The following is a 24,512-nucleotide window of genomic DNA, read 5'->3' on the forward strand; positions in this document are numbered from 1 at the left end:
AAAGGATTAATAAAAAAAAGTGAAAATTTCTTCCAAAAAAAAAACTCTTTTCCCGGTAACAGGAAAAGAGTTTCTGAAAATATAAGTTTGAATATAGGTTTAATCGAAATAACTGAAGGTTTCGCCGTCCTTAATATTCAGCAAACTTTCATAGATAAGACGAATCACATTTTCCACATCGTCTTTATGTACCATTTCTACTGTAGTATGCATATACCTTAAAGGCAGGCTTATAAGGGCAGAAGCAACCCCGCCATTGCTATAGGCAAAAGCATCAGTATCTGTTCCTGTAAAACTGCTGGAGGCCGCACGTTGGAAAGGGATTTCATTTTTCTCTGCAGTATCTATAAGCAATTCCCTTAATTTATTCTGTACCGCGGGGGCATAGGAGATCACCGGGCCCTTGCTTATTTTGGCATACCCATTGGTTTTCTTTTCAATCATTGGGGTAGTGGTATCATGAGTTACATCTGTCACTATGGCCACATTAGGTTGAATACGGTGGGTGATCATCTGCGCTCCCCGTAAACCTATCTCTTCCTGAACGGAATTGGTGATATAAAGTCCAAACGGAAGTTTCTTTTTGTTCTCCTTAAGAAGTCTGGCAACCTGGGAAATCATAAATCCGCCAATACGGTTATCCAGCGCGCGTCCCACAAACTTATTTTGATTAAGAATAAAGAATTCATCCGGATATGTGATCACACACCCAACGTGCACTCCAAGTTCATGGACTTCATCACGATTGGTGCACCCCACATCTATACATATATTGTCCATTTTTGGAGCTTCTTCCTTTTCCTTATTACGGGTATGGATTGCCGGCCAGCCAAAAACACCTTTTACGATCCCATTTTTGGTATGGATATTTACCCGCTTGGAGGCTGCTATCTGGTGGTCACTCCCGCCATTACGAATCACATATATAAGACCATCATCTGTAATATAATTTACATACCACGAGATCTCATCGGCATGACCTTCTATTACAACTTTAAATTTAGCTTTGGGATTAATAACCCCCACTGCAGTTCCATAGGTATCTGTAATAAATTCATCTACATAAGGCTTGAGGTAATCCATCCAGAGCTTTTGGCCTTCCCATTCATAACCGGTAGGGGAGGCATTGTTCAGGTATTTTTCAAGAAAGTCTATTGATTTTTGATCCAGGATCTCTATTTGCTTCATTGTAAATTATTTTGGACGAATTTAATAAGAATAAAATGGATGACAAGAGCAATAATTGTAAATTTGGAATGGTTTTAGTTTAGGATGTTGGAATTATAATTTGAATAATTTTGAAGGTACTTATAACAGTTTTATTTATAGTTATTTTTTCAGGAGTTTCGGCCCAAACAAAACCGGTGGAAGATACCCTGCAGAAGGAGTATTTTATAATTCTGGGAGATACTATAGTAAGAGAGACTATTGATCTTGATGAGGTAGTGATCCTTAAAAAGCTAAGTTTTGCTTCAGAAAAAGACCGCAGGGAGTATTTGATATTAAGGAGAAAGACCAGAAAGGTGTATCCATATGCCAAACTGGCTTCAGAGCGATTGGTAGAGCTAAACTCCAGGCTGGACAAGATCAAGACTAAACGGGACCAGAAGAAATACACCAAGATAGTACAGGATTATATCGAAGATCAATTTGCGGCTGAGCTTAAGAAACTCACGAAAACTGAAGGCCAGATCCTGGTAAAACTGGTTCACCGGCAAACAGGCGTAACAGCCTTTGACCTAATTAAAGAATTGAAAAGTGGGTGGAGAGCCTTTTGGTATAACTCTACAGCCAGTATTTTTGATATTTCTCTTAAAGAAAAGTACAGGCCTCATGCCAATAAAGAGGACTTTTTGATCGAGGATATTTTGCAAAGGTCTTTTCAGGCCAAAGTTTTAGAGCCGCAGCCCAGTGCACTTGATTTTAATTTTCTTGAACTTAGGAATAAATGGACAGTAAAAGCCAAACCTGCCCCGCTTTCCAGGGATGTTACTTCCCGTCAAACCCAATAATCCTGAATTAAGGGTTTCTTAGATTAAAGTTGAATTAAAATTTGTTTTCCTAAAATCCCCTCCTTCAATATGTTAACCGAAAGTTAATTTTTTATTTCAAAAAACATGAAATAAAGTTTGTTTGTAAGAAAAAAAGCGGTGTATATTTGCAGCCGCTTAGGAGATGGCCTTGTGTTTATTGAGAAGCGGGAGTTCATTGATTGTTGCTGGTTTGGTGAGGTGTTTTAGGGGGAGTGTTCCTTATAAAACTCACTCTTAAAAAAACTTTAAAAAGTTTGTTTGATAAAGGAAAAGCATGGTATATTTGCAGCCGCTTAGTTTTGAACTGGTGGTTGTTCTTTCCCTGAAAATTTCCTTAAAAAACTTTAAAAAAAAGTTTGGTTGGTAAAGAAAAAGGGTTGTATATTTGCAGCCGCTTACAAAACGAGCGAAAGTTCATTAAATGGTACTGAAATAAGATCCCGGGTGGGCAGATAAGCAGAAGAGGTTCGAGTCCTTTTATTTTAACTAGGGTCGCGGTGCGACACAACGTTCTTTGATATATTGAATTGACAGCGCGTTTTACTACTTAGGTAGTAAAGCAAAGAAATTAAATTAAGACTAGAAAAGTCATTTTGAGTGTCTTTTATATGTGTAAATATATAGAAGATAGAGAGAACCCTTGGTAATTGTAAATTTATTTAAAGATTAACGATGAAGAGTTTGATCCTGGCTCAGGATGAACGCTAGCGGCAGGCTTAACACATGCAAGTCGAGGGGCAGCACAAGATTGCTTGCAATCTGGTGGCGACCGGCGCACGGGTGCGTAACGCGTATACAATCTACCTTATAGAGGGGGATAGCCCAGAGAAATTTGGATTAATACCCCATAGTATTATAGAACAGCATTGTTTTATGATTAAACATTTATGGCTATAAGATGAGTATGCGTTCTATTAGCTAGATGGTAAGGTAACGGCTTACCATGGCTACGATAGATAGGGGTCCTGAGAGGGAGATCCCCCACACTGGTACTGAGACACGGACCAGACTCCTACGGGAGGCAGCAGTGAGGAATATTGGACAATGGGCGAGAGCCTGATCCAGCCATGCCGCGTGCAGGAAGACGGCCCTATGGGTTGTAAACTGCTTTTATACAGGAAGAAACACTCCCTCGTGAGGGAGCTTGACGGTACTGTAGGAATAAGGATCGGCTAACTCCGTGCCAGCAGCCGCGGTAATACGGAGGATCCAAGCGTTATCCGGAATCATTGGGTTTAAAGGGTCCGTAGGCGGGATAATAAGTCAGCGGTGAAAGTCTGTGGCTCAACCATAGAATTGCCATTGATACTGTTGTTCTTGAGTGTTTATGAAGTGGTTAGAATATGTAGTGTAGCGGTGAAATGCTTAGATATTACATGGAATACCGATTGCGAAGGCAGATCACTAATAAAATACTGACGCTGATGGACGAAAGCGTAGGTAGCGAACAGGATTAGATACCCTGGTAGTCTACGCCGTAAACGATGGTTACTAGCTGTTCGGCCGTAAGGCTGAGTGGCTAAGCGAAAGTGATAAGTAACCCACCTGGGGAGTACGTTCGCAAGAATGAAACTCAAAGGAATTGACGGGGGCCCGCACAAGCGGTGGAGCATGTGGTTTAATTCGATGATACGCGAGGAACCTTACCAGGGCTTAAATGTAGTCTGACAGGAGTGGAAACACTTTTTTCTTCGGACAGATTACAAGGTGCTGCATGGTTGTCGTCAGCTCGTGCCGTGAGGTGTCAGGTTAAGTCCTATAACGAGCGCAACCCCTGTGGTTAGTTGCCAGCGAGTAATGTCGGGAACTCTAACCAGACTGCCGGTGCAAACCGTGAGGAAGGTGGGGATGACGTCAAATCATCACGGCCCTTACGTCCTGGGCCACACACGTGCTACAATGGTAGGGACAGAGAGCAGCCACTGGGTGACCAGGAGCGAATCTACAAACCCTATCTCAGTTCGGATCGGAGTCTGCAACTCGACTCCGTGAAGCTGGAATCGCTAGTAATCGCATATCAGCCATGATGCGGTGAATACGTTCCCGGGCCTTGTACACACCGCCCGTCAAGCCATGGAAGCTGGGGGTACCTGAAGTCGGTCACCGCAAGGAGCCGCCTAGGGTAAAACTGGTAACTGGGGCTAAGTCGTAACAAGGTAGCCGTACCGGAAGGTGCGGCTGGAACACCTCCTTTCTAGAGCTATTGCCTTATTAAAGGGCAAAGCGCAATTATCAAACAAAGGTTTCTTGAAAGGATTCTTTTGGTCTTAATTTAGCTGTCAATTTCGATATATTATTTTATAAAGTATTGAGTACTGAGTATTGGGAATTGAGTATGGGGAGGTTTATCTAACTACTCACTACTAACTACTCACTACTATTTGCAGTCTCATAGCTCAGCTGGTTAGAGCGCTACACTGATAATGTAGAGGTCGGCAGTTCGAGTCTGCCTGAGACTACGACGCAAGCGAGCGCTTGCGAAGTTAAAAAGGAAAAGAGTTAAAGAGGTAAAAGTCTTTGCTGTACGTTCATTACAAGTATTGAAAGGAAATTTTAGAAGTTGGGAATCCCAGGTTGACATAAAGGTCATCAATTAACTGATAACTGTTAACTGATAACTGACAACTGAAACGGGGGATTAGCTCAGCTGGCTAGAGCGCCTGCCTTGCACGCAGGAGGTCATCGGTTCGACTCCGATATTCTCCACAAGACAATGATCAATAAACAATGATCAATAAACAATGAAAATTGTTAATTGGTAACTGTTAATTGCTAATTGTAAAACGTTCATTGACATATTGGGAAATAAAGAATACGAGAGAATACGTTCTTTGCGGGCAACTGCAAGGGATATGAAATAATTAAAATTGATACTAAGAACAAGCTGCACGGCTGTTTTTAGTGTCAGAGCAAATTAGGTAAAAGCACATAAGCTAAATAAGGGCGTATGGGGAATGCCTAGGCTCTCAGAGGCGAAGAAGGACGTGATAAGCTGCGAAAAGCTGCGGGGACTGGCACATACAGTTTGATCCGCAGATATCCGAATGGGGCAACCCACTATATTGAAGATATAGTATTCCGTAAGGAAGGCGAACCCGGGGAACTGAAACATCTAAGTACCCGGAGGAGAAGAAAACAACAGTGATTGCGCAAGTAGTGGCGAGCGAACGCGCATTAGCCCAAACCTGTATTGTTACGGCAATGCAGGGGTTATAGGACTGCGATATTGGTTGTGTAATGAATTAGAACACTTTGGAAAGAGTGACCATAGAGGGTGATAGTCCCGTATAAGTAAAGATCATAAACCATAGCAGTATCCTGAGTAGTGCGGGGCACGAGAAACCCTGTATGAATTAAGCGGGACCATCCGCTAAGGCTAAATACTCCTGAGAGACCGATAGTGAACCAGTACCGTGAGGGAAAGGTGAAAAGAACCGTGAATAACGGAGTGAAATAGATCCTGAAACCATACGCTTACAAGCGGTCGGAGCCCTTTAGTGGGGTGACGGCGTGCCTTTTGCATAATGAGCCTACGAGTTACCGTTGCCAGCAAGGTTAAGCATTTAAGATGTGGAGCCGTAGCGAAAGCGAGTCTTAATAGGGCGCTATAGTTGGTAGTGGTAGACGCGAAACCGTGTGATCTACCCTTGGGCAGGTTGAAGCTGTGGTAACACATAGTGGAGGACCGAACCCGTTGACGTTGAAAAGTCTTGGGATGACCTGAGGGTAGGGGTGAAAGGCCAATCAAACTCGGAAATAGCTCGTACTCCCCGAAATGCATTTAGGTGCAGCGATAATTATAGTTTTATAGAGGTAGAGCTACTGATTGGATGCGGGGGCTTCACCGCCTACCAATTCCTGACAAACTCCGAATGCTATAAAATGTTTATTATCAGTGAGGGCATGGGTGCTAAGGTCCATGTCCGAGAGGGAAAGAACCCAGACCATCAGCTAAGGTCCCCAAATGTATATTAAGTTGAAAAAACGCGGTTGAACTGCCCAGACAGCTAGGATGTTGGCTTGGAAGCAGCCATTCATTTAAAGAGTGCGTAACAGCTCACTAGTCGAGCGGTTCGGCATGGATAATAATCGGGCATAAATATACTACCGAAGCTATGGATTTCATATTTAGATATGGAGTGGTAGGGGAGCATTGTAATGGGGTTGAAGGTGAGCTGTAAGGCTTGCTGGACTAATTACAAAAGAAAATGTAGGCATAAGTAACGATAATGCGGGCGAGAAACCCGCACACCGAAAGACTAAGGTTTCCTCAGCTATGCTAATCAGCTGAGGGTTAGTCGGGACCTAAGGCGACCCCGAAAGGGTTAGTCGATGGACAACAGATTAATATTTCTGTACCTGCCCCGCGATAAAAGTGACGGAGGCGAAAAGTTAGTGCGTACTGACGGAATAGTACGTTGAAGGATGTGGTAACACTCTGATAGTACACAAAGGCTTCGGCTGGCGTGATAATCTAGCAAATCGACTTCCAAGAAAAGCGAGTGGTGGCAGCCCGTACCGCAAACCGACACAGGTAGTTGGGATGAGAATTCTAAGGTGCTCGAGAGATTCATGGCTAAGGAACTAGGCAAAATAGACCCGTAACTTCGGGAGAAGGGTCGCCCATCTTCGGATGGGCCGCAGTGAAGAGGTCCAGGCGACTGTTTATCAAAAACACAGGGCTCTGCTAAATCGAAAGATGATGTATAGGGCCTGACACCTGCCCGGTGCTGGAAGGTTAAGAGGAGATGTTAGCTTCGGCGAAGCATTGAATTGAAGCCCCAGTAAACGGCGGCCGTAACTATAACGGTCCTAAGGTAGCGAAATTCCTTGTCGGGTAAGTTCCGACCTGCACGAATGGTGCAACGATCTGGACACTGTCTCAGCCATGAGCTCGGTGAAATTGTAGTATCGGTGAAGATGCCGATTACCCGCTGTGGGACGAAAAGACCCCGTGCACCTTTACTATAGCTTAGTATTGACTTTGGACAAGTGATGTGTAGGATAGGTGGGAGACTTTGAAGCGGCGTCGCCAGGCGTTGTGGAGTCATTGTTGAAATACCACCCTTTACTTGTTTGAAGCCTAACCCCTGAAAATGGGGGACAATGCTTGGTGGGTAGTTTGACTGGGGTGGTCGCCTCCAAAAGAGTAACGGAGGCTTCTAAAGGTTCCCTCAGCACGCTTGGTAACCGTGCGTAGAGTGCAATGGCAAAAGGGAGCTTGACTGAGAGACATACAGGTCGATCAGGTACGAAAGTAGAGCATAGTGATCCGGTGGTTCCGTATGGAAGGGCCATCGCTCAAAGGATAAAAGGTACGCCGGGGATAACAGGCTGATCTCCCCCAAGAGCTCACATCGACGGGGGGTTTGGCACCTCGATGTCGGCTCGTCACATCCTGGGGCTGGAGAAGGTCCCAAGGGTTGGGCTGTTCGCCCATTAAAGTGGCACGCGAGCTGGGTTCAGAACGTCGTGAGACAGTTCGGTCTCTATCTACAGTGGGCGTTAGAAATTTGAGTGGATCTGACTCTAGTACGAGAGGACCGAGTTGGACTGACCTCTGGTGCACCAGTTGTTCCGCCAGGAGCATTGCTGGGTAGCTACGTCGGGAAGGGATAAGCGCTGAAAGCATATAAGCGCGAAACCCACCACAAGATGAGATTTCTTTAAAGGATCGTGGAAGACTACCACGTTGATAGGCCATAGGTGTAAAGGCAGTAATGTCATAGCCGAGTGGTACTAATAATCCGTAAAGCTTAGTGCACCCGTCCCGGCCGTAAGGTCGGGACAGGAAAACCTACCTAAAACGCATTTTAATTACTTCGTTATTCTTTTCTATTGTTTATTTCCTTATATGTTAATCTTATTATCACGCTAAGGCGTGAAGTGAATAGTAAATAGTAAATAGTGAATAGTTTTAAACTAATCACTACTCACCAATCACTACTCACTAATAATTTAAGGTGGCTATAGCAACGGGGCTCACCTCTTCCCATTCCGAACAGAGAAGTTAAGCCCGTTAGCGCAGATGGTACTGCTGTATTGTGGGAGAGTATGTCGTCGCCTTGTTTTTGAAAGACCTTTACTGAAAAGTAAAGGTCTTTTTTTGTTTTATACTTTTTTCAAAAGCACGTATCGAAAGATTCGTGCTTTTTTTGTTGGTAGAAATTGTAAAGGCTCACCCCCGCCCGTACCGAAACGGTACGTTCGGGCGGGTCTTCCCATTCCGAACAGAGAAGTTAAGCCCGTTAGCGCAGATGGTACTGCTGTATTGTGGGAGAGTATGTCGTCGCCTTGTTTTTGAAAGACCTTTACTGAAAAGTAAAGGTCTTTTTTGTTTAATAATGTTAGACCCGGATTTCAAATCTGCGCCAGAGCTAAAATAAATGCAGATAGCACGCATTTGTATTCCTGCTGAGATAAACCTAACACTATACTGATTTAAAAATCTGCTGCATTTTAAAAGAAAATTACTATCCCGGCGGAATGAAATCTTATGGCATTCTCAATAATCACTCTACCAGAAATACTTTTTTATAAATTACTTTGAACCAGTAAATTGTGCTGTTTTAAGGTGTTAAGGTCTTGTTAAACGTACGCCTGAATGTAATAGTGCCAGTTTGACTTCGTTCTAGAACTGAACATAAATTACCTTATATAGATTCATACAATTACCTGCGCGGGGTGCGCAAAACCCAAATTACCATTATTAATAACCGTTGCAAAAGCGACAAAAATTTTAAAGTATGAATGTAAAGAATTTGTTCAAAACAGGATTTTTAATTTTAAGTATGGGACTGGCCGTTTCATGTTCTGAAGATGATATGGAAACAGGGGAACCTGATGGCCAAACCTATAAAACAGAGGTGTATTTAACCGATGCTCCCATTGATAATGCTGAAGTAGAGGCTGCTTTCATAACCGTTACCGGAGTAAAGGTGAACGGTAAAAGTATTGAAGGTTTTGAAAAAACAACTGTTAATGTAAGTAGTTTACAAAATGGCGATACTTTCCTTTTAGGGGATCTGGAACTTGAGAGCGGAACTACAAGCCAAATAAGTCTAATCCTGGATAATGATACAGATGTGAACGGTGTTGCTCCCGGGAATTATATCTTAACCAATAGTGGTGAGAAAATAGCTCTTGTAAGCACTGCGGGGGAAATTGCGGTGAAAGATGATGTTGAAATATGGGAAAACAATGAGAACCAGATCATCCTGGATTTCGATCTGCGAAAGAGCATTGTATCTACAGGAGAAGGAAATTATGAGTTTGTAAGTGACACTCAGTTATCCAATAGCATACGTGCTGTAAACAGCCTGGATGCAGGAAGCATTACCGGTACTGTAAGTGATTTTGGAACGACCCAATCTGAATCTATGCTGGTATTTGCCTATGAAAAAGGAACTTATACAGAAACAGAAGCCCAGGCTAATGCTGAAGGTGTTTTATTTGCCAATGCGGTAAGCAGTGCAAAGGTGCAGGAAGCAAATGGAGATTTTGAACTTCACTTTATTGAAGAAGGTGATTATGAACTGCATTTTATTTCCTATGCCGATAATAATAACGGTCAATTGGAACTTCAGGGTGAGATAGAGGCTACATCAACCACTTCTATAGATCTGTCTGACGTTTCTGTTGAAGCAGGCGGGAATGTAGAATTGGAGATCATACTTATAGGACTTCTGGGCTTATAAGCTATATATCTTTTTTGATTTGATAAACCACCCGCAAGGGTGGTTTTTTATTTTAATTCAATCAAATATTCGATTGTGATTAGGAATCAATGATATCTTTATATTCAAGAAAAAATGATTCCAGCAGTTGCATTTGTTCATTAAAAAATTCCTGTACCTTCGGCCAGTCTGTCTTTCGGTAAATGTTTACTCCCTTAAGTTCGGTGTAGATCCTTGAGATCACTTTGCCCTCTGGTAAATCATAATGTTCCTCAAAAATAGCATCGGGGAGATATTCGGTTAAAAGGATATTTTTCAGCATACACATCTTCTCATAATAATAAGCGCGAATTACTTCATCCCCTGAACTCACATCCAGGGAAACCTGGGCCACATTGGAATCAAAATTAAATTTTAGTTGGACCTCTTTAATTTTAGTATCGTAGAGTACCCATTTTCGGGGATAATTTTTACCGAAATTTATCCAGAATTCTTCCCTAACCTTTTTCGCTTCTTCCCTGCTGAACATTGGTTAAAGTAAATAAGCGAGTAAAATTCCGAAGACAATAACACCAAGTTTTGAGGCATTGAAGGAGTGGTTTTTTGAAGCTTCGAAAAGGATAGTGGTAGAAACGTGAAGAAAGATACCAATAACCATTGCGTTAATGTATGTGCTATATTTTAATATTCCCTCAAAATTGGCCTGCAGCCAGCTTCCAAGGGGTGTCATAATTGCGAATAATACCAGGAAAAGAATTGCGCGGGGCTTTCCTATGTTGGAATTTAAAAGAAATGCCGCGAGTATTGCTGCTACCGGTATTTTGTGAATTACTACTCCCGTAAGGAGATGGTGGCTTTGTTCCAGGGGAAATCCTTCCAGGAGGGAATGTATGCTTAAACTTATCAATAATAACAACGGGAATTTGTTGGTGGTCTTATCAAGATGCATATGACCGTGCTCCACGCCCTTGGAAATAAATTCCAAAAGGATTTGTAATAAAAGTCCGGCCATTATAAAGATCCCAACGCTTTCACCGGTACTATAAACATCCGGTAATAATTCAAATACTGTTACCGAAAGCAGGTAGGCCCCACTAAAGGAAAGGAGCAGTTGAAACTTCCGGGAATTGGATGGTTTTAAAAAAAGAGAAATTATAAAGCCAACTACTACAGAAAGCAGGGGTAGAATATAGATCATTAAAGTGGTTTAAATAATTTCCTTACAGGCAGTCGGGATCCTAACTATTAATAAATTTCCGAAACTCCCCGATTTAGGCCAATGTGCGTGATTGCTAATTATTATTTGGCACAAAATTAATGTATTTTTGCGGTTCTAGAAATTTATAAAATGGGAAATAATTTTGAGATGGTGGCCAAAACTTTATTTGGGTTTGAGCCACTTCTGGCGAAGGAGTTAAGGGATCTTGGTGCAATGGATATTACAGAGGGAACTCGAAATGTTCGGTTTGTAGGCGATAAAGGTTTTATGTATAAGGCAAATTTATGCCTGCGCACTGCCATCAAAATTTTAAAACCATTTAAATCTTTCAGGATTAAATCTGAAGATGATCTTTACAGGGAAGTGAACGCCCTGCCCTGGGAGGAGTTCATGGAAGTAACCGATACTCTTGCGATTGATGCAACCGTTCATTCTGAAAAATTTACCCATTCCAAATATATTGCCCAAAAAACCAAGGATGCTATTGTGGACAGGTTTCGCGATAAATTTGGGGAAAGGCCCGATGTTGACCTTGATTTTCCAACCCTGCGGGTGAATGTTCATATAGAAAATGATTACTGTAACCTCTCTTTTGACAGTTCCGGGCAATCCCTTCATAAAAGAGGTTATAAAACGGCAACAAATATTGCACCCATCAACGAAGTTCTTGCCGCAGGATTGCTGCTGCTTTCCGGGTGGGACGGGCAATGTGATTTCCTTGATCCAATGTGCGGGAGCGGTACTATTCTTATCGAAGCCGCTATGATTGCCGCCAATATTCCTCCGAATTTAAACAGGAAGGAATTTGCTTTTGAAAAATGGAAGGATTGGGATGTAGACCTGTATGAAAAAATTGAAGAATCTGTACTTAAAAAGTTCAGGGACTTTCATTTTACCATCACCGGTTATGATACTGCGCCGTCTGCTGTACATAAAGCCATAGACAATATTGAAAATGCGAATCTTTCTGAGTTCATTAAGGTAGAGCAGCAGGATTTCTTTGAAAGCGAAAAACAGCTGGAAAGGCATTTACATATGGTGTTCAATCCTCCTTACGGGGAAAGACTGGATGTTAACATGCCGGTTTTCTATAAAAGAATAGGGGATACCCTTAAACAGAATTATCCGGGTACAGAAGCCTGGTTCATAACCTCAAATCTTGATGCTATTAAACACGTGGGCCTACGCCCTTCCCGTAAAATAAAGTTATTTAACGGTGCCCTGGAGTCTAAATTTTTGAAATATGAGATCTATGAAGGGACCAAGAAGATCCATAAACTGGAGAACCGGGAGAGTTAGTTAGCTTTTTTGTACAAGGGGATCAAATATGAAATGTTATATCCATACCCAACTCCAAAAGCACTGCCATCATAAGTCCTGTTGAATCCCGGGATTACAAGATTGTCAAAATTAGCCGGCGTTGACTGGCTAATTCTTCTTTTTAGCTGAAGATTTCCACCAAGGTAAAGATTGCGCAATAGTTCCACTTTTATACCTAAAATGAATTCTACCCAACTGGCTGTAAGGCCCGAAGTTTCAAAAGGCCCTTCAATCCTTGTGGGGGGGAAGTATTGGTTTACTGAATAGATCTGGTATTCTTCCAGGGTTTGTGAAAAAGTAGAAAACCCGTATCGTAACCCGGCAAAGATCACATTTTCCATACCCGCCCAGTTATCATAAGCATTATAATCTACACCCAACTTGATATAACTTCCGTTTGCTGTTACCCTTACATTATCAGCATCAAAAGGGAGTTGCTCATTCCCTAATTCTGCCGCGATATAATAATTTTTATATACCCTGTAATCACCCAAAATTTCCAGGCCCCTGTAATCTTCATCTAAAAGGGTACGCAATGGTTTACTCAGGTCTATTCCTACCCGTAAACCAAATCTTTCCTTATAGGGAATAGTATCTGCCGGCGTTTGTGCCTGCAGGCTGGTAGTAAAAAAGAAAAAAATACTAATGGTAGATAATAATATGAGTGTCTGTTTCATTTTCTATATTTTCTTCTTCTACTATAATGGTATTGATCCAGGGAGTGCCATCTCCTTCAAGCTGTGCAGTAAGGTTCAGGAAATTTACTTTAAAACCGCAGGCTCTGTTCGTATAAATTTGTTCCGGGGTATAGGAAAATGTTATAAAGTCCCGGTTGGAAATATCTTCGGGTGCTTCTTCTCCTTCTTCCGGAACCGCCGGTGCGTTCAATATAAACTCATATTCCGTGGCCTGCGAATCCAGTCTTAATGGCAGGCGCAATGTAGATTCATTTCCGCGGAACTGGATTATGGTATCAAAGAAAACCGCCCTTACCGTAAGATTTACAGGAGGTTTAGGAATTTCAGGATCTTGGGAATCAACAAATGAGACATTCAGCATTGGGGTGGTGGGAGTAGATTGCGGACAAATGTCATCCCGCTGGCATCCAACGTTCAGCTGAAGGAAAAATCCGAGTAAAAGCCATAACAGGCTTTTTGAAATCCCCACTTTTATCTTTTTTCTAAACATACTACATTCTCTACGTGAAAGGTTTGCGGAAACATATCAACAGGACGCACTCTGGTAACCTTGTAATGTTGATCCAGCAATTCAAGGTCACGTGCCTGCGTAGCCGAGTTACAGCTTACATATACAATGCGTTGAGGCAAGATACCAATTATTTGATCAATTACATCCTTGTGCATACCATCCCTGGGAGGGTCTGTAATGATAACATCCGGCTTCCCATGTTCGGCTATGAATTCTTTGGTAAATACCTTTCGCATATCTCCCGCATAGAATTGGGTATTCTCAATATTATTCCTTTTGGCATTTTCCTTTGCATCTTCAATTGCCACCGGAACAGCTTCTATTCCCACTACTTTTTTGGCATTTTTCGCTACAAACTGGGCTATCGTTCCCGTCCCTGTGTAAAGGTCATATACCAGTTCTTCTCCTGTAAGCTGGGCATAATCCCGGGTTATTTTATATAACTCATAGGCCTGTTTGGAATTCGTCTGATAAAAGGATTTTGCATTGATCTTAAATTTAAGACCTTCCATTTCTTCAAAAATATGGTCCCTGCCTTTATAACATATCACTTCCTGATCATAGATTGTATCATTGCCTTTTGGGTTCACCACGTATTGCAAAGAGGTGATTTCAGGAAAGTTTAGCGCGATATTGTCCAGTAATAACTCACGCTTCACGGTATCATCTTCAAAGAACTGCACCACCACCATAAGTTCCCCGTTGGAGGAAGTACGTATCATTAAGGTACGCAATAGACCATATTGGTCGCGGGTATTGAAAAAGGAAATTTCATTCTTATTGGCAAAATCCTTAACAAAATTCCTGATTGCATTGCTGGGATCTGCCTGCAAATGGCATTTTTGTATGTCCAGGATCTTGTCCCACATGCCCGGAATATGAAATCCAAGAGCATTTTTATCGCTGAAATCCCGGTCGCTTTTAATTTCCTCCAGAGTTAGCCAACGGCTGTCGCTAAAGGAGAATTCCATTTTATTGCGGTAAAAATAAATATCTTCACTTCCCAGGATAGGGGTAACAGGAGGCAATTCGATCTTACCAATCCTGCGTAAATTATTTTCAACTTCCTGTTGTTTGTAAAAAAGCTGGTGTTCATACCCCATATTTTGCCATTTACAACCTCCGCAGGTTCCAAAATGCTGGCAAACCGGTTCTACACGTTTGCTGGAATATTCGTGGATAGTCACTGCTGTTCCTTCGTGGAAGGAACGTTTCTTTTTAGTGGTCCTAATATCGGCAATATCACCAGGAACGGCATTATTTATAAAGATCACCTTACCATCGGGTGCTTTTGCAATACTTTTGCCTTTTGCGCCCGCGCCGGTAACTTCTAAATTTTCAAATAATATATTTTGTTTCTTTCTACGCATAGCGCAAAAATAATCTTTTGAAAAAGGATTAGGAATATTATATGGGTCAAATTTGGAATTTTTCTTAGTTGTTCCGGGAAGCTTTTTAATAAGTAAACACCCGTATTCCAAATTGATCAAAACTTAGGCAGTAAATTTTGCGCTGCAGGATTTTTGGCAATTTCTGTAGTCCTGGGAATCTTCTATCCAACTATAAGGAATTTACATGAATATTAGGTAATTTTGCGAAACTTCAGGATGATTTCTCTCCCATTAAACGTTCCTTTAACCGGGAATTTTAAAGAAGGAATTAAGAGTTTCAACTAATAAAATACATGAAAATGCTATTAGAAAAGATCACATCATCACAAAAGGCTATTGAACTTGAAGACAAATACGGGGCTCATAACTATCACCCCTTACCTGTTGTTCTTACAAAAGGAGAAGGTGTACACGTTTGGGATGTGGAAGGAAAAAAATATTATGATTTTCTTTCAGCCTACTCGGCTGTTAACCAGGGACATTGCCATCCAAAGATAGTGGGAGCTTTATATGAGCAGGCTACTAAATTAGGTCTTACCTCCCGTGCATTTTATAATGATGTACTGGGGCCTTTCGAGAAATTTGCTACAGAATATTTTGGGTATGACAAATTGCTACCTATGAATACGGGAGCTGAAGCGGTGGAGACCGCCATTAAAATTGCGAGAAAATGGGCTTATGAGAAAAAGGGGGTAGAAGAAACAGCAGCACAGATCATTGTATGTGAAAATAATTTCCACGGAAGGACAACTACAATTATCTCCTTTTCCAATGATGAAGGTGCCCGTAAGAATTTTGGGCCCTACACTCCGGGTTTTTTAAAAATACCTTATAACGATGTGGATGCCCTGGAGGAAACCCTAAAGAACAACAAGAATATTGCGGCATTTTTAGTGGAACCTATACAGGGAGAAGCAGGGGTATATGTTCCTGCGGAAGGTTATCTCTCCCGCGCCAAAGAGCTTTGTGAAAAACACAATGTGCTTTTTATTGCAGATGAAGTTCAAACAGGAATAGCCCGAACCGGAAAACTTCTTGCGGTTGATCACGAAAATGTGCGCCCCGATATTATAATCCTTGGAAAAGCAATCTCAGGTGGAGTATATCCGGTTTCAGCAGTATTGGCAGATGATGAGATCATGAACGTGATAAAGCCCGGGCAGCATGGTTCTACCTTTGGAGGTAACCCTGTGGCTTGTGCCGTTGCAACTGCTGCGCTTACAGTAATAAAAGAGGAAAACCTGGCTGAAAATGCCGAAAAGCTTGGGAATCTCTTCCGCAGAAAAATGAATGATTACATACGAAGTTCAAATATTGTGAGCCTTGTGAGAGGGAAAGGTTTGCTTAATGCAATTGTGATAAATGATACCGAGGAAAGTTCAACAGCCTGGGAAATTTGTTTGGCCTTAAAGGAAAATGGGTTGCTTGCAAAACCAACGCACGGAAATATCATTAGGTTTGCACCTCCCCTGGTCATGAAGGAAGAGGAACTTAATGATTGTGTAAACATTATAACCAAGACCCTGCGGGAGTTTGAAAAATAAAATATTTAATTTATAAGCATATTAAGAGCTATCCCGGAATTTAGGGATGGCTCTTTTTATAATATATTAACTTAAGAAATTAATGCTGAATCCTGAACTGGTTAAGTTTTTAGAAGAATTCCTAACTCCCGGGCGCAGGGAATTATTCAATAAAGTGATTGCCCAAAGAACCAATCATTTTACGGTTGCTACAGAAGATGTGTATCAGCTTCATAATACCAGCGCGGTAATAAGAAGTTGTGATGTTTTTGGGGTGCAGAATATTCATGTGATAGAGGAGAGGAACAGGAAAAAGATTGACAGGGAAATAGCCATGGGTGCTCAAAAATGGGTGAGTCTTAACAGGCACCATTCCAGTGCAGAATGTATTACCCACTTAAAGGAGAATGGCTATCAAATTGTTGCCACCATACCCCATGGGAAGGCGGTGAACCTCGCCGATTTCGACATTTCAAAACCCTCGGCCATATTTTTTGGAACCGAAAAAGACGGACTTTCCCAGGAGGTAATAACAGCTGCCGATGCATTTCTAAAGATACCAATGATGGGATTTACAGATAGTTTGAATATATCAGTTTCCGCAGCAATTATTCTGCAACATCTAACTCAAAAAATAAAAGAGAGTAATATTAAATGGGAACTTACTGAAAATGAGAAAAATGCACTTAAATATGACTGGTTAAGCAAAACTTTTAAAAATTTACCTGAATTAATTAAAAGGTTTCAGGATAATGCGTAATTTTCTATATTTATTTTCCCTAACCCAGATTTGATGACATTAATATTTTACATTTTTATTGCAATCATCACCTTTTTTGCTTTTCTACACGCCTGGGCTAAAAAAGAATTTGATATAAGCCGTACCGTTGTAATAAATCGCCCTAAAGAAGAAGTCTTTAATTTTGTGAGACAGTTAAAAAAGGAGAAATTATGGATGCCCTGGTTTGAAAAGGATTTTAAAGGGGTGTTGAAATATAAAGGGGAAGATGGGAAGGCCGATGCCTTGCTCTACTGGAAAGGGCATAAACATTTTTATGAAGGAACCCAAAAAATTGTAAAAATTCACCAGGGTAAAATAATTGAAACCAGGTTCCTGTTAGTCAAACCTTTTAGAATGGTTTTACTGGAATACAAGGGATTAAAGGAAATAGACGAGAATAAGACCAAAATGGTTTGGGGAATACGGGGTGGCCTTGTATTTCCATTTTCAGTAATGGCTCTTATCCATCCTGTTGATAAGGCCTATGGGCAGGACCTTGAAACCGGTCTCAAAAAAATAAAAAGTATTTTGGAGGCAAAGAATGAAAGAGCGGTTATACCGGAAAACAAAGAAATTCTTTAAACTGCCTATCGTTTAAGAACCCTGTACTCTTCATAACAGCCACTTATTGCATCAAGGATTTGAAGATCATTTGCCGTACGTGCAAAATCCAGGGAGTAATTACATCTTGCCAAAATTTCATCTATATCTACCTGGGTTATTTGAAGTACTGCGGCAAGGGTTTGACGGTCAAACTTATTTTGCAATAAATTTCTAATTTCATCATCATCCTTCATTTGCCTTAGTTTTCTCATTTGTTTTGGCTTCTGGCCAAAAATATTGTAAAGCGCATCTGCCGGATTGAAAATAGATCCAAGGATCTTTCCTGCTGCAGTGGGGGAGTATTCTCCTGCCTCATAACCTGCATTTAAGCCCGATATGCTATACCGGTAATTTTCGTAAATGGGGATGTTTTTGGCATCAATTTCAAGATAGCCTGTTAATTGAATGGGTTTAACTACTACTTCTTCCAGAGCTATTCCTATTTCGGTCATTTTCACCTTTACTTCCCCGTATTTCATCCAGTCATTCGTAACTCTTACCTGGATGGTTTTAAAACCGAGATAAGAAAAATAAAGGGTATCATTTACCGCGGCATTGATTTCAAAATAGCCGTTGGTATTGGTTGTAGTACCTTTCACCTGATTTAAGTTTACCAGGTTCACATTTTCCAAAGGCAGATCGTTTGCAGCGTTCAATACGGTTCCTGAGACCCGGGTGTCCTGCGCCATGCTGTTGGAAATAATAAGAAATAAAAAAATGAGGGTAGTATATAGTCTCATAAAGATGAAATACAAAGGGGATAAGTTATAGTAAATATTGTACCAAACTCATCCCCTTGTTTTATTTTTTTAAGACCTTCTTGACTTTCTGCGGTTTACAGAACTTTCAATGTTCTTTTTCCGGCTTCCGTCCTTTCCGGCAGCTTTATCACCACCTCCTTCAAAAGGTTTGCTGGTCCTTCTTCTGCCACCTGAATCTGAAGTTGACCGTGCACCACCGCTACTTCTTTCACCGCGGGATTTGAAATCGCCCCCGCCGCTTCTTTCGCCTCTGGGTTTGAAATCACCGCCGCCGCGTTTTTCGCCGCTGCGGGGTTTAAAGTCGCCACCACCTCTTGGCTTACGGCTTCTGCCGGCAGACCTCCCGCCACCGCCACCATCCTGGGAAACTTCAACGCTAATGCGTCTTCCCTGATGTTGAAAGTTCTCGAATGTAGAAAGAACCCTATCTGCGATCTCAGAATTTGTGTTGAAGAAGGCAAAGCTCTCTTTAACATCAACCCTGAATACATCATCTCTTCCAAGATCAAGTGTGGCCTTTAAAAAGTCCTTTAAGGTCATCCAGTCAAAATCATCTTTACTACCTACATTGATAAAGAAACGGGTGCTGTCTCCACCACCGGCAGAACTATCCTCCCTTGAACCTGAGATTTTCGCGTTAAGATCTGATGAGTTCTTGTAATAATTAAAGAACCTGGTGAATTCTACCGAAAATACTTTTTTAATAAGTTCTTCCTTGGTGAAATCCTGAAGTACTTCTTCAATTCCCGGAAGGTAAGGATCAAGATCGTGGTTCATCTTGGTGTCCTTAATATCATTTGCCAAATGATAAAGCTGTACCCTGCAAATTTCCATTCCATCGGGAATTTCCTTTTGCTCAAATGGCTGCTTTATAATTCGTTCAATACTTTTAATTTTACGTAATTCACTCTTGGTCATAATTACCATAGAAACCCCGCTTTTCCCTGCACGTCCTGTTCTACCGCTACGGTGGGTATAGATCTCAGGCTCATCTGGCAACTGGTAATGTATTACGTGTGTAATATCATCTACATCTATCCCACGGGCTGCAACATCTGTTGCAACCAGCATCTGGATCTGGCGGCCTCTGAAACTTTTCATTACCAGGTCTCTCTGGTTCTGGCTTAGATCTCCATGCAATGCCGCGGCATTGTATCCATCTTCAATTAATTGCTCGGCAACTTTTTGAGTATCCCTTTTGGTTCTACAAAAAACAACCGAGAAGATATCCGGATTGGCATCGGCAAGACGTTTAAGGGCCGAGTAACGGTCTCTGGAATTTACTGCATAGTATTCATGAGAAACATTTGCAGTACCCTGGTTTTTGTTACCAACCGTGATCTCTACAGGAGTACGCATGAATTTCTTGGCAATGGTTGAAACTTCCTGAGGCATGGTCGCAGAAAACAACCAGGTGTGCTTCTCTTTAGGAGTATGCGACAAAATTGCGGTGATATCTTCAAAGAATCCCATGTTAAGCATCTCATCTGCCTCATCAAGGATACAATATTCAATTTTTGAGATATCAACCATTCTCCGGTTGATCATATCCTGCATCCTTCCGGGAGTGGCCACAATAATTTGTGCGCCTCTCTGGATAAGTTTGGCCTGATCTGTAATACTTGCTCCTCCATAAATTGCAACAGTGTGCAATCCCGGAGTATGTTTTGCATAATTTTTAAGCTCGTTGGTGATTTGTAAACACAATTCCCGGGTTGGGGAAAGAATTAATCCTTGAGTTTGTCTACTTTCAGCGTTGATCTTTTGAATGAGTGGAAAACCAAAAGCAGCAGTTTTTCCTGTACCAGTTTGTGCAAGGGCCACCATATCGGTGTCTTTTTGCAATAAAATAGGGATCGCTTTTTCCTGTACTTCACTCGGGCTTTCAAAGCCCATATCCTCAATGGCTTTAAGTAGAGCAGGATTTAATCCTAATTGTTCAAATTTATTCATATAAAATTTTAATAAGTTGCAAAGGTAAGCATTAGTTTACAGCTTATTGCAGAATTTTACACGAATAAAAAGGCTTATTTTGAGAGGTATTCTATGAGATCCCGGAGGGCAATTCCGCGATGACTAATGGCGCCTTTTTCCTGGGCATCCATTTCAGCAAAGGTTTTTGTACTTCCATCTGGCTGAAATACAGCATCGTATCCAAAACCCTTATTTCCCCGCCTTTCCCGGGTAATAACCCCGGTACAAATCCCGGTAAACAAATTTCTTTCCTCGTCCAGGTTTAGAGCGATCACGGTTTTGAATTGTGCACGGCGATTTGTTTTTCCTTCCAGTTGTAAAAGTAGCTTGTCTATATTATCCTCATTATTCCTTCCTTCACCGGCGTAACGGGCAGAGTGTACCCCGGGTTCGCCATTCAAAGCCTCCACTTCCAGTCCCGTATCATCTGCAAAACAATCTTTATTATAGTTTGATTTTACGTAAGTGGCTTTCAAAATTGCATTTTCCTCAATGGTGGCAGCGGTTTCAGGGATGTCTTCATCGCAGCCAATATCGTCCAGGGAAACCAGTTCTATGGAAGAAGGCATCATAGCCTGTACTTCCTGCAATTTGTTGAAATTATGTGTGGCAAAAACAATTTTCATAATGGGAAATTTTACCTGTGATGGTAGGGTTCATTTTTTAGTATGGTATAAGCCCGGTAAACCTGCTCTGTAAAAAACAGGCGTACCATTTGGTGCGAAAAGGTCATTTTTGACAAAGACAATTTGGAATCGGCACGCCGGTAAAGGTCTGCAGAAAAGCCATAAGGTCCCCCAATCACGAATATAAGTTGCTTTAAACCAGAGTTCGTTCGCTTCTGAAGAAATTCAGAAAAATCTACAGAAGAATATTGTTTTCCGTTTTCATCCAACAGCACCACGTGATCTGATGTAGAGAGTTTTGCAAGAATGAGTTCTCCTTCTTTTTGTTTCTGTTGATTCTCATCCAGATTTTTGGCCTTTTTAATATCCGGGATGATTTCTACCTCAAATTTGTTATAGAACTGAAGGCGTTTTATATAAATATCAGTAAGGTCCTGAAGAGCAGGATCATCTGTTTTACCTATCGCCAGTAATTTTATGGTCATTTTACCTAGACTTTGCTACATTTACAAAAATAACTATTGCAATGATCTCACAAGCACAATTTGATAAGGAAATTGAAATAATTATATCCAATGCCGTACGCGAAGACGTAGGAGAAGGAGATCACAGTTCTCTTGCCTGTATCCCTGCAGATGCCCGGGGAAAAGCCAAATTACTGGTGAAAGATAACGGGATCATAGCCGGGGTAGAATTTGCTAAAATGGTCTTTGCCTATATTGATAAAGACCTCAAGGTAGAAACACTTATTGAGGATGGGCAACCTGTGAAGAAAAAGGATGTGGTGTTTTATGTGGAAGGATCTTCAAGATCTATCCTGATGGCCGAAAGACTGGTGTTAAATGCTATGCAACGTATGAGTGCAATCGCCACCAAGGCCAATGAATTTGCTGAAAAGTTGAAAGGTACTAATACAAAGATCCTGGATACCCGGAAGACCACACCAGGTATTCGCGCCCTGGAAAAATGGGCCGTACGAATTGGAGGCGGCGAAAATCACCGTTTTGCCTTATATGATATGATCATGTTAAAAGACAATCATATAGATTTTGCCGGAGGAATAAGCCAGGCAATCCAAAAAACCAAAATCTATTTACAGGAGAAAAACCTCGATTTAAAGATCATAGTTGAAGCAAGAAACCTCAACGAAATAGAAGAAATTTTACAACATGATGGGATTCACAGGATCCTTATTGATAATTTTAGTTTTGAAGAGACAAGAAAAGCGGTAGAATTGATCAATAAAAGATGCCAAACCGAGTCCAGCGGGGGAATAACTCTGGAAACGGTAAAAACCTATGCCAATTGCGGGGTAGATTTTGTATCCAGTGGGGCGCTTACCCATTCCATTTACAATATGGACTTAAGTTTAAAAGCAGTATAGTGAATGGTGTCCAATGAAACCAAGAAAATAAGTGTTCTGGAAAGGATCTCAAAATTTTGGGAGCGTAAGACCAGTAAAATCATACTCCCCGGAATGGAGGGGCTTACTTTCTTTGATCTTTGGGCTATTTACCTAAATGGTATTATTGAAGGAACCTTCTCTACCAGGGCAAGTGCGATCGCTTTTAGTTTTTTTATGGCCATTTTTCCTTTTTTGATCTTCATTCTAAACCTGATTCCCTATATCAATTTTATAGATGATTTCCAATTGCATTTCCTGGTGTTTATGGATTCTCTTATGCCACCCACAACCTCTGAAGCTTTTAATGATATATTCTATGATATCGCCAGTACTCCCAGAGCCGGGCTGTTGTCTTTCACCTTTTTATTGTCATTATTCTTAATGACCAATGGTGTAAATGCGATATTTACCGGCTTTGAATTTTCATATCATACGCATGTTAACCGTTCCATATTGAGGCAATACCTTATAGCTATAGGGGTTTCGGTTATCATGGCATTGTTGTTGCTTCTTACAGTAATAGTAGCGGTTTATTTGACATATGCGGTAGATGACCTGCAGGATCTTGGTTTCATTTTTAAAGATCTATTCACGGCGCAGCTAATGTCCTATGCGACTTTTATAATACTGGTATATATTGCAGTGGCAACTTTATATTATTTTGGAACAAGGGAGGGGAGGCAATCCAGCTTCTTTTCGGTTGGGGCATTATTCACCACCCTTCTTATTATATTAACCACATTTTTGTTTGGTTTATATATAACGAATTTTTCAAATTATAATGAATTGTATGGTTCTATAGGGGCGCTGCTGGTTCTAATGGTTTATATATGGCTTAATTCAAATGTGCTGCTTTTAGGTTTTGAACTTAATGCATCATTGAATAAATTGCGGAAGAATTTTAACGATCTAACTTAACTATACTAAAACATGAAAAATTTCTTATTCCTTTTTCTTAGTCTTACTTTCATTGCAGTTGCTCCAGCCCAAACAAAAGCCGGTGGTGCAACCTTGCCTAACAATGTTAATTTTGAGGGAGAGGCTCTGGTACTAAATGGAGTAGGTGTTAGAGAAAAGTTTTGGATGGATATGTACGCTGGTGCTCTTTATCTTGATTCCAAATCGAGCAATGCCAAGGCCATTATTGCCGAAAATGAGTCTATGGCAATTAAATTGCATATGGTATCTAAAATGATTACCAGTGATAGAATGATAGATGCAATTAATGAAGGTTTTGAGAATTCTACAAATGGTAATACAGCATCTTTAAAGAACGAAATTGAAAGGTTTAAAGGATTTTTTAAGGAAGAAATTAAAATAAATGATGTCTTTGATCTGGTTTACTTTCCTTCCAAAGGAGTAGTAGTATATAAAAACGGGAAGGAATTGGGAAGAATCAAAGGAATGGCTTTTAAAAAGGCTTTATTCGGGATCTGGTTATCTGATAACCCGGCCGATAAAAAACTTAAGAACGGAATGTTAGGGAAGTAATCCCCCTTAAAATCAAAATAGCTTAATTAACTAATTTAAATTTAGGGTGATGAAGAAGATGAAGAATATATTTTTATTACTATTTATTCTGGGTGGTGTCAATCTCCAGGCTCAGTCTATATTTGGTAAGTGGCATACCATTAATGAAGAGACGGGAAAACCAAATTCCATAATAGAGATTTATGAAGAAGATGGTGCAGCGCATGGAAAGGTAGTGAGAATAATAAAAGAAGAGGATAGGGACCAGTTATGTAATAACTGTGATGGCGAGCTAAAGGATCAACCTATTGAAGGCCTGGAATTGATGAAAGGGTTTGAAAAGAGCGGGAATGAATATGTAAACGGTTTGATTACAGATCCAAAAACCGGGAAGCAATATAAATCCAAGATCTGGATTGATGAAACAAATCCCGACAGACTTAAAGTAAGGGGGTATATCGCCTTTTTCTATAAGACCCAAACCTGGCACCGCGCTCAGTAATTTTTTAAAAAATAATGGA

Annotated in this window: 20 protein-coding genes, 2 tRNA genes and 4 rRNA genes; 16 read left to right on the plus strand and 10 right to left on the minus strand. The window is 40.9% G+C overall.

Translation table 11 applies throughout. From position 1 onward, the window contains the following. Positions 1-99: 99 nt before the first annotated feature. Complete coding sequence (locus FK178_RS02950; RefSeq protein ID WP_146830847.1) at positions 100-1,188, minus strand: M42 family metallopeptidase; 1,089 nt, start codon at positions 1,186-1,188, stop codon at positions 100-102. Between the two features lie 104 nt (positions 1,189-1,292). Here FK178_RS02950 and FK178_RS02955 point away from each other — a divergent pair, with 104 nt between their 5' ends. The 8 genes from FK178_RS02955 (at position 1,293) to FK178_RS02985 (ending at position 9,730) form a co-directional block, all read left to right on the plus strand. Further along, the gene (locus FK178_RS02955) at positions 1,293-2,012 is read left to right on the plus strand and encodes a DUF4294 domain-containing protein (RefSeq protein WP_146830849.1); all 720 of its coding nucleotides are present in this window, start codon (positions 1,293-1,295) and stop codon (positions 2,010-2,012) included. A gap of 690 nt (positions 2,013-2,702) precedes the next feature. Continuing rightward, positions 2,703-4,227 (plus strand): 16S ribosomal RNA (locus FK178_RS02960). A 191-nt stretch (positions 4,228-4,418) separates the two neighbouring features. Then, positions 4,419-4,492: transfer RNA gene (locus tag FK178_RS02965), tRNA-Ile, on the plus strand. Positions 4,493-4,665: 173 nt separating this feature from the next. Continuing rightward, positions 4,666-4,739 (plus strand) — tRNA-Ala (locus FK178_RS02970). A 219-nt stretch (positions 4,740-4,958) separates the two neighbouring features. Continuing rightward, a 23S ribosomal RNA gene (locus tag FK178_RS02975) occupies positions 4,959-7,797 on the plus strand. A 195-nt stretch (positions 7,798-7,992) separates the two neighbouring features. Further along, positions 7,993-8,102: ribosomal RNA gene (gene rrf / locus FK178_RS02980) — 5S ribosomal RNA — on the plus strand. A 125-nt stretch (positions 8,103-8,227) separates the two neighbouring features. Continuing rightward, a 5S ribosomal RNA gene (rrf, locus tag FK178_RS15970) occupies positions 8,228-8,331 on the plus strand. The 16S, 23S and 5S rRNA genes sit together here with 2 tRNA genes alongside, the layout of an rRNA operon. A gap of 448 nt (positions 8,332-8,779) precedes the next feature. Continuing rightward, positions 8,780-9,730, plus strand: coding sequence for a DUF4382 domain-containing protein (locus FK178_RS02985; RefSeq protein WP_146830851.1), 951 nt, complete (start codon positions 8,780-8,782; stop codon positions 9,728-9,730). A gap of 79 nt (positions 9,731-9,809) precedes the next feature. Here FK178_RS02985 and FK178_RS02990 read toward each other — a convergent pair whose 3' ends face one another. Next, entirely contained in the window at positions 9,810-10,238 is a 429-nt protein-coding gene (locus FK178_RS02990; RefSeq protein ID WP_146830853.1) for a DUF4268 domain-containing protein, read from the minus strand. Between the two features lie 3 nt (positions 10,239-10,241). Continuing rightward, the gene (locus FK178_RS02995; RefSeq protein ID WP_146830855.1) at positions 10,242-10,907 is read right to left on the minus strand and encodes a ZIP family metal transporter; all 666 of its coding nucleotides are present in this window, start codon (positions 10,905-10,907) and stop codon (positions 10,242-10,244) included. 150 nt (positions 10,908-11,057) lie between these two features. Here FK178_RS02995 and FK178_RS03000 point away from each other — a divergent pair, with 150 nt between their 5' ends. Beyond that, positions 11,058-12,227: a THUMP domain-containing class I SAM-dependent RNA methyltransferase gene (locus FK178_RS03000; RefSeq protein ID WP_146830857.1), complete on the plus strand. Its 1,170-nt coding sequence runs from the start codon at positions 11,058-11,060 to the stop codon at positions 12,225-12,227. Here FK178_RS03000 and FK178_RS03005 read toward each other — a convergent pair. From FK178_RS03005 to rlmD, 3 genes are read right to left on the minus strand one after another with little or no spacing between them, the layout of a single operon-like run. Then, positions 12,224-12,925, minus strand: coding sequence for a DUF6048 family protein (locus tag FK178_RS03005; protein WP_146830859.1), 702 nt, complete (start codon positions 12,923-12,925; stop codon positions 12,224-12,226). The two genes, FK178_RS03000 and FK178_RS03005, sit on opposite strands and share 4 nt — an antisense overlap. Continuing rightward, entirely contained in the window at positions 12,891-13,415 is a 525-nt protein-coding gene (locus FK178_RS03010) for a DUF6452 family protein (RefSeq protein WP_146830861.1), read from the minus strand. The genes FK178_RS03005 and FK178_RS03010 overlap by 35 nt, the downstream gene beginning before the upstream one ends. Positions 13,416-13,417: 2 nt before the next feature. After that, positions 13,418-14,827: a 23S rRNA (uracil(1939)-C(5))-methyltransferase RlmD gene (rlmD, locus tag FK178_RS03015; protein ID WP_146830863.1), complete on the minus strand. Its 1,410-nt coding sequence runs from the start codon at positions 14,825-14,827 to the stop codon at positions 13,418-13,420. Positions 14,828-15,147: 320 nt separating this feature from the next. Between rlmD and rocD the strand changes: the two genes are divergently transcribed. The 3 genes from rocD to FK178_RS03030 all read left to right on the plus strand — a co-directional run bounded on the left by rocD (position 15,148) and on the right by FK178_RS03030 (position 17,734). Then, positions 15,148-16,392 carry an ornithine--oxo-acid transaminase gene (gene rocD, locus FK178_RS03020; protein ID WP_146837424.1) on the plus strand — a complete coding sequence of 415 codons (1,245 nt, stop codon included), beginning with the start codon at positions 15,148-15,150 and terminating at the stop codon, positions 16,390-16,392. A gap of 82 nt (positions 16,393-16,474) precedes the next feature. Next, positions 16,475-17,131 (plus strand): TrmH family RNA methyltransferase, encoded by a 657-nt coding sequence (locus FK178_RS03025; protein ID WP_146830865.1) that lies wholly within the window; start codon positions 16,475-16,477, stop codon positions 17,129-17,131. Positions 17,132-17,164: 33 nt separating this feature from the next. Beyond that, positions 17,165-17,734 carry an SRPBCC family protein gene (locus FK178_RS03030; RefSeq protein ID WP_146830867.1) on the plus strand — a complete coding sequence of 190 codons (570 nt, stop codon included), beginning with the start codon at positions 17,165-17,167 and terminating at the stop codon, positions 17,732-17,734. A 5-nt stretch (positions 17,735-17,739) separates the two neighbouring features. Here FK178_RS03030 and FK178_RS03035 read toward each other — a convergent pair whose 3' ends face one another. From FK178_RS03035 to rlmH, 4 genes are all read right to left on the minus strand, one after another. Continuing rightward, positions 17,740-18,495, minus strand: coding sequence for a carboxypeptidase-like regulatory domain-containing protein (locus FK178_RS03035; protein WP_146830869.1), 756 nt, complete (start codon positions 18,493-18,495; stop codon positions 17,740-17,742). Positions 18,496-18,564: 69 nt separating this feature from the next. Then, on the minus strand, positions 18,565-20,469 hold the full coding sequence (locus tag FK178_RS03040; protein ID WP_146830871.1) for a DEAD/DEAH box helicase: 1,905 nt from the start codon (positions 20,467-20,469) through the stop codon (positions 18,565-18,567). A gap of 74 nt (positions 20,470-20,543) precedes the next feature. Continuing rightward, positions 20,544-21,116: a non-canonical purine NTP diphosphatase gene (locus tag FK178_RS03045; RefSeq protein ID WP_146830873.1), complete on the minus strand. Its 573-nt coding sequence runs from the start codon at positions 21,114-21,116 to the stop codon at positions 20,544-20,546. A gap of 11 nt (positions 21,117-21,127) precedes the next feature. After that, positions 21,128-21,601, minus strand: a complete 474-nt coding sequence (gene rlmH / locus FK178_RS03050) for a 23S rRNA (pseudouridine(1915)-N(3))-methyltransferase RlmH (protein ID WP_146830875.1) — start codon at positions 21,599-21,601, stop codon at positions 21,128-21,130. Positions 21,602-21,642: 41 nt separating this feature from the next. On the opposite strand from rlmH, the gene nadC reads away from it, so the two are divergent. The 4 genes from nadC to FK178_RS03070 are packed head-to-tail and all read left to right on the plus strand — an operon-like array spanning position 21,643 to position 24,493. Further along, complete coding sequence (nadC, locus tag FK178_RS03055) at positions 21,643-22,500, plus strand: carboxylating nicotinate-nucleotide diphosphorylase (RefSeq protein ID WP_146830877.1); 858 nt, start codon at positions 21,643-21,645, stop codon at positions 22,498-22,500. A 3-nt stretch (positions 22,501-22,503) separates the two neighbouring features. After that, positions 22,504-23,439, plus strand: a complete 936-nt coding sequence (locus FK178_RS03060; RefSeq protein WP_146830879.1) for a YihY/virulence factor BrkB family protein — start codon at positions 22,504-22,506, stop codon at positions 23,437-23,439. Between the two features lie 12 nt (positions 23,440-23,451). After that, complete coding sequence (locus tag FK178_RS03065) at positions 23,452-24,012, plus strand: chalcone isomerase family protein (RefSeq protein WP_146830881.1); 561 nt, start codon at positions 23,452-23,454, stop codon at positions 24,010-24,012. Between the two features lie 49 nt (positions 24,013-24,061). Continuing rightward, positions 24,062-24,493, plus strand: coding sequence for a DUF2147 domain-containing protein (locus FK178_RS03070; RefSeq protein WP_317130378.1), 432 nt, complete (start codon positions 24,062-24,064; stop codon positions 24,491-24,493). The last annotated feature ends 19 nt before the right edge of the window (positions 24,494-24,512 follow it).

It is taken from the genome of Antarcticibacterium arcticum, from assembly GCF_007993795.1.
Lineage (GTDB): Bacteria > Bacteroidota > Bacteroidia > Flavobacteriales > Flavobacteriaceae > Gillisia > Gillisia arctica.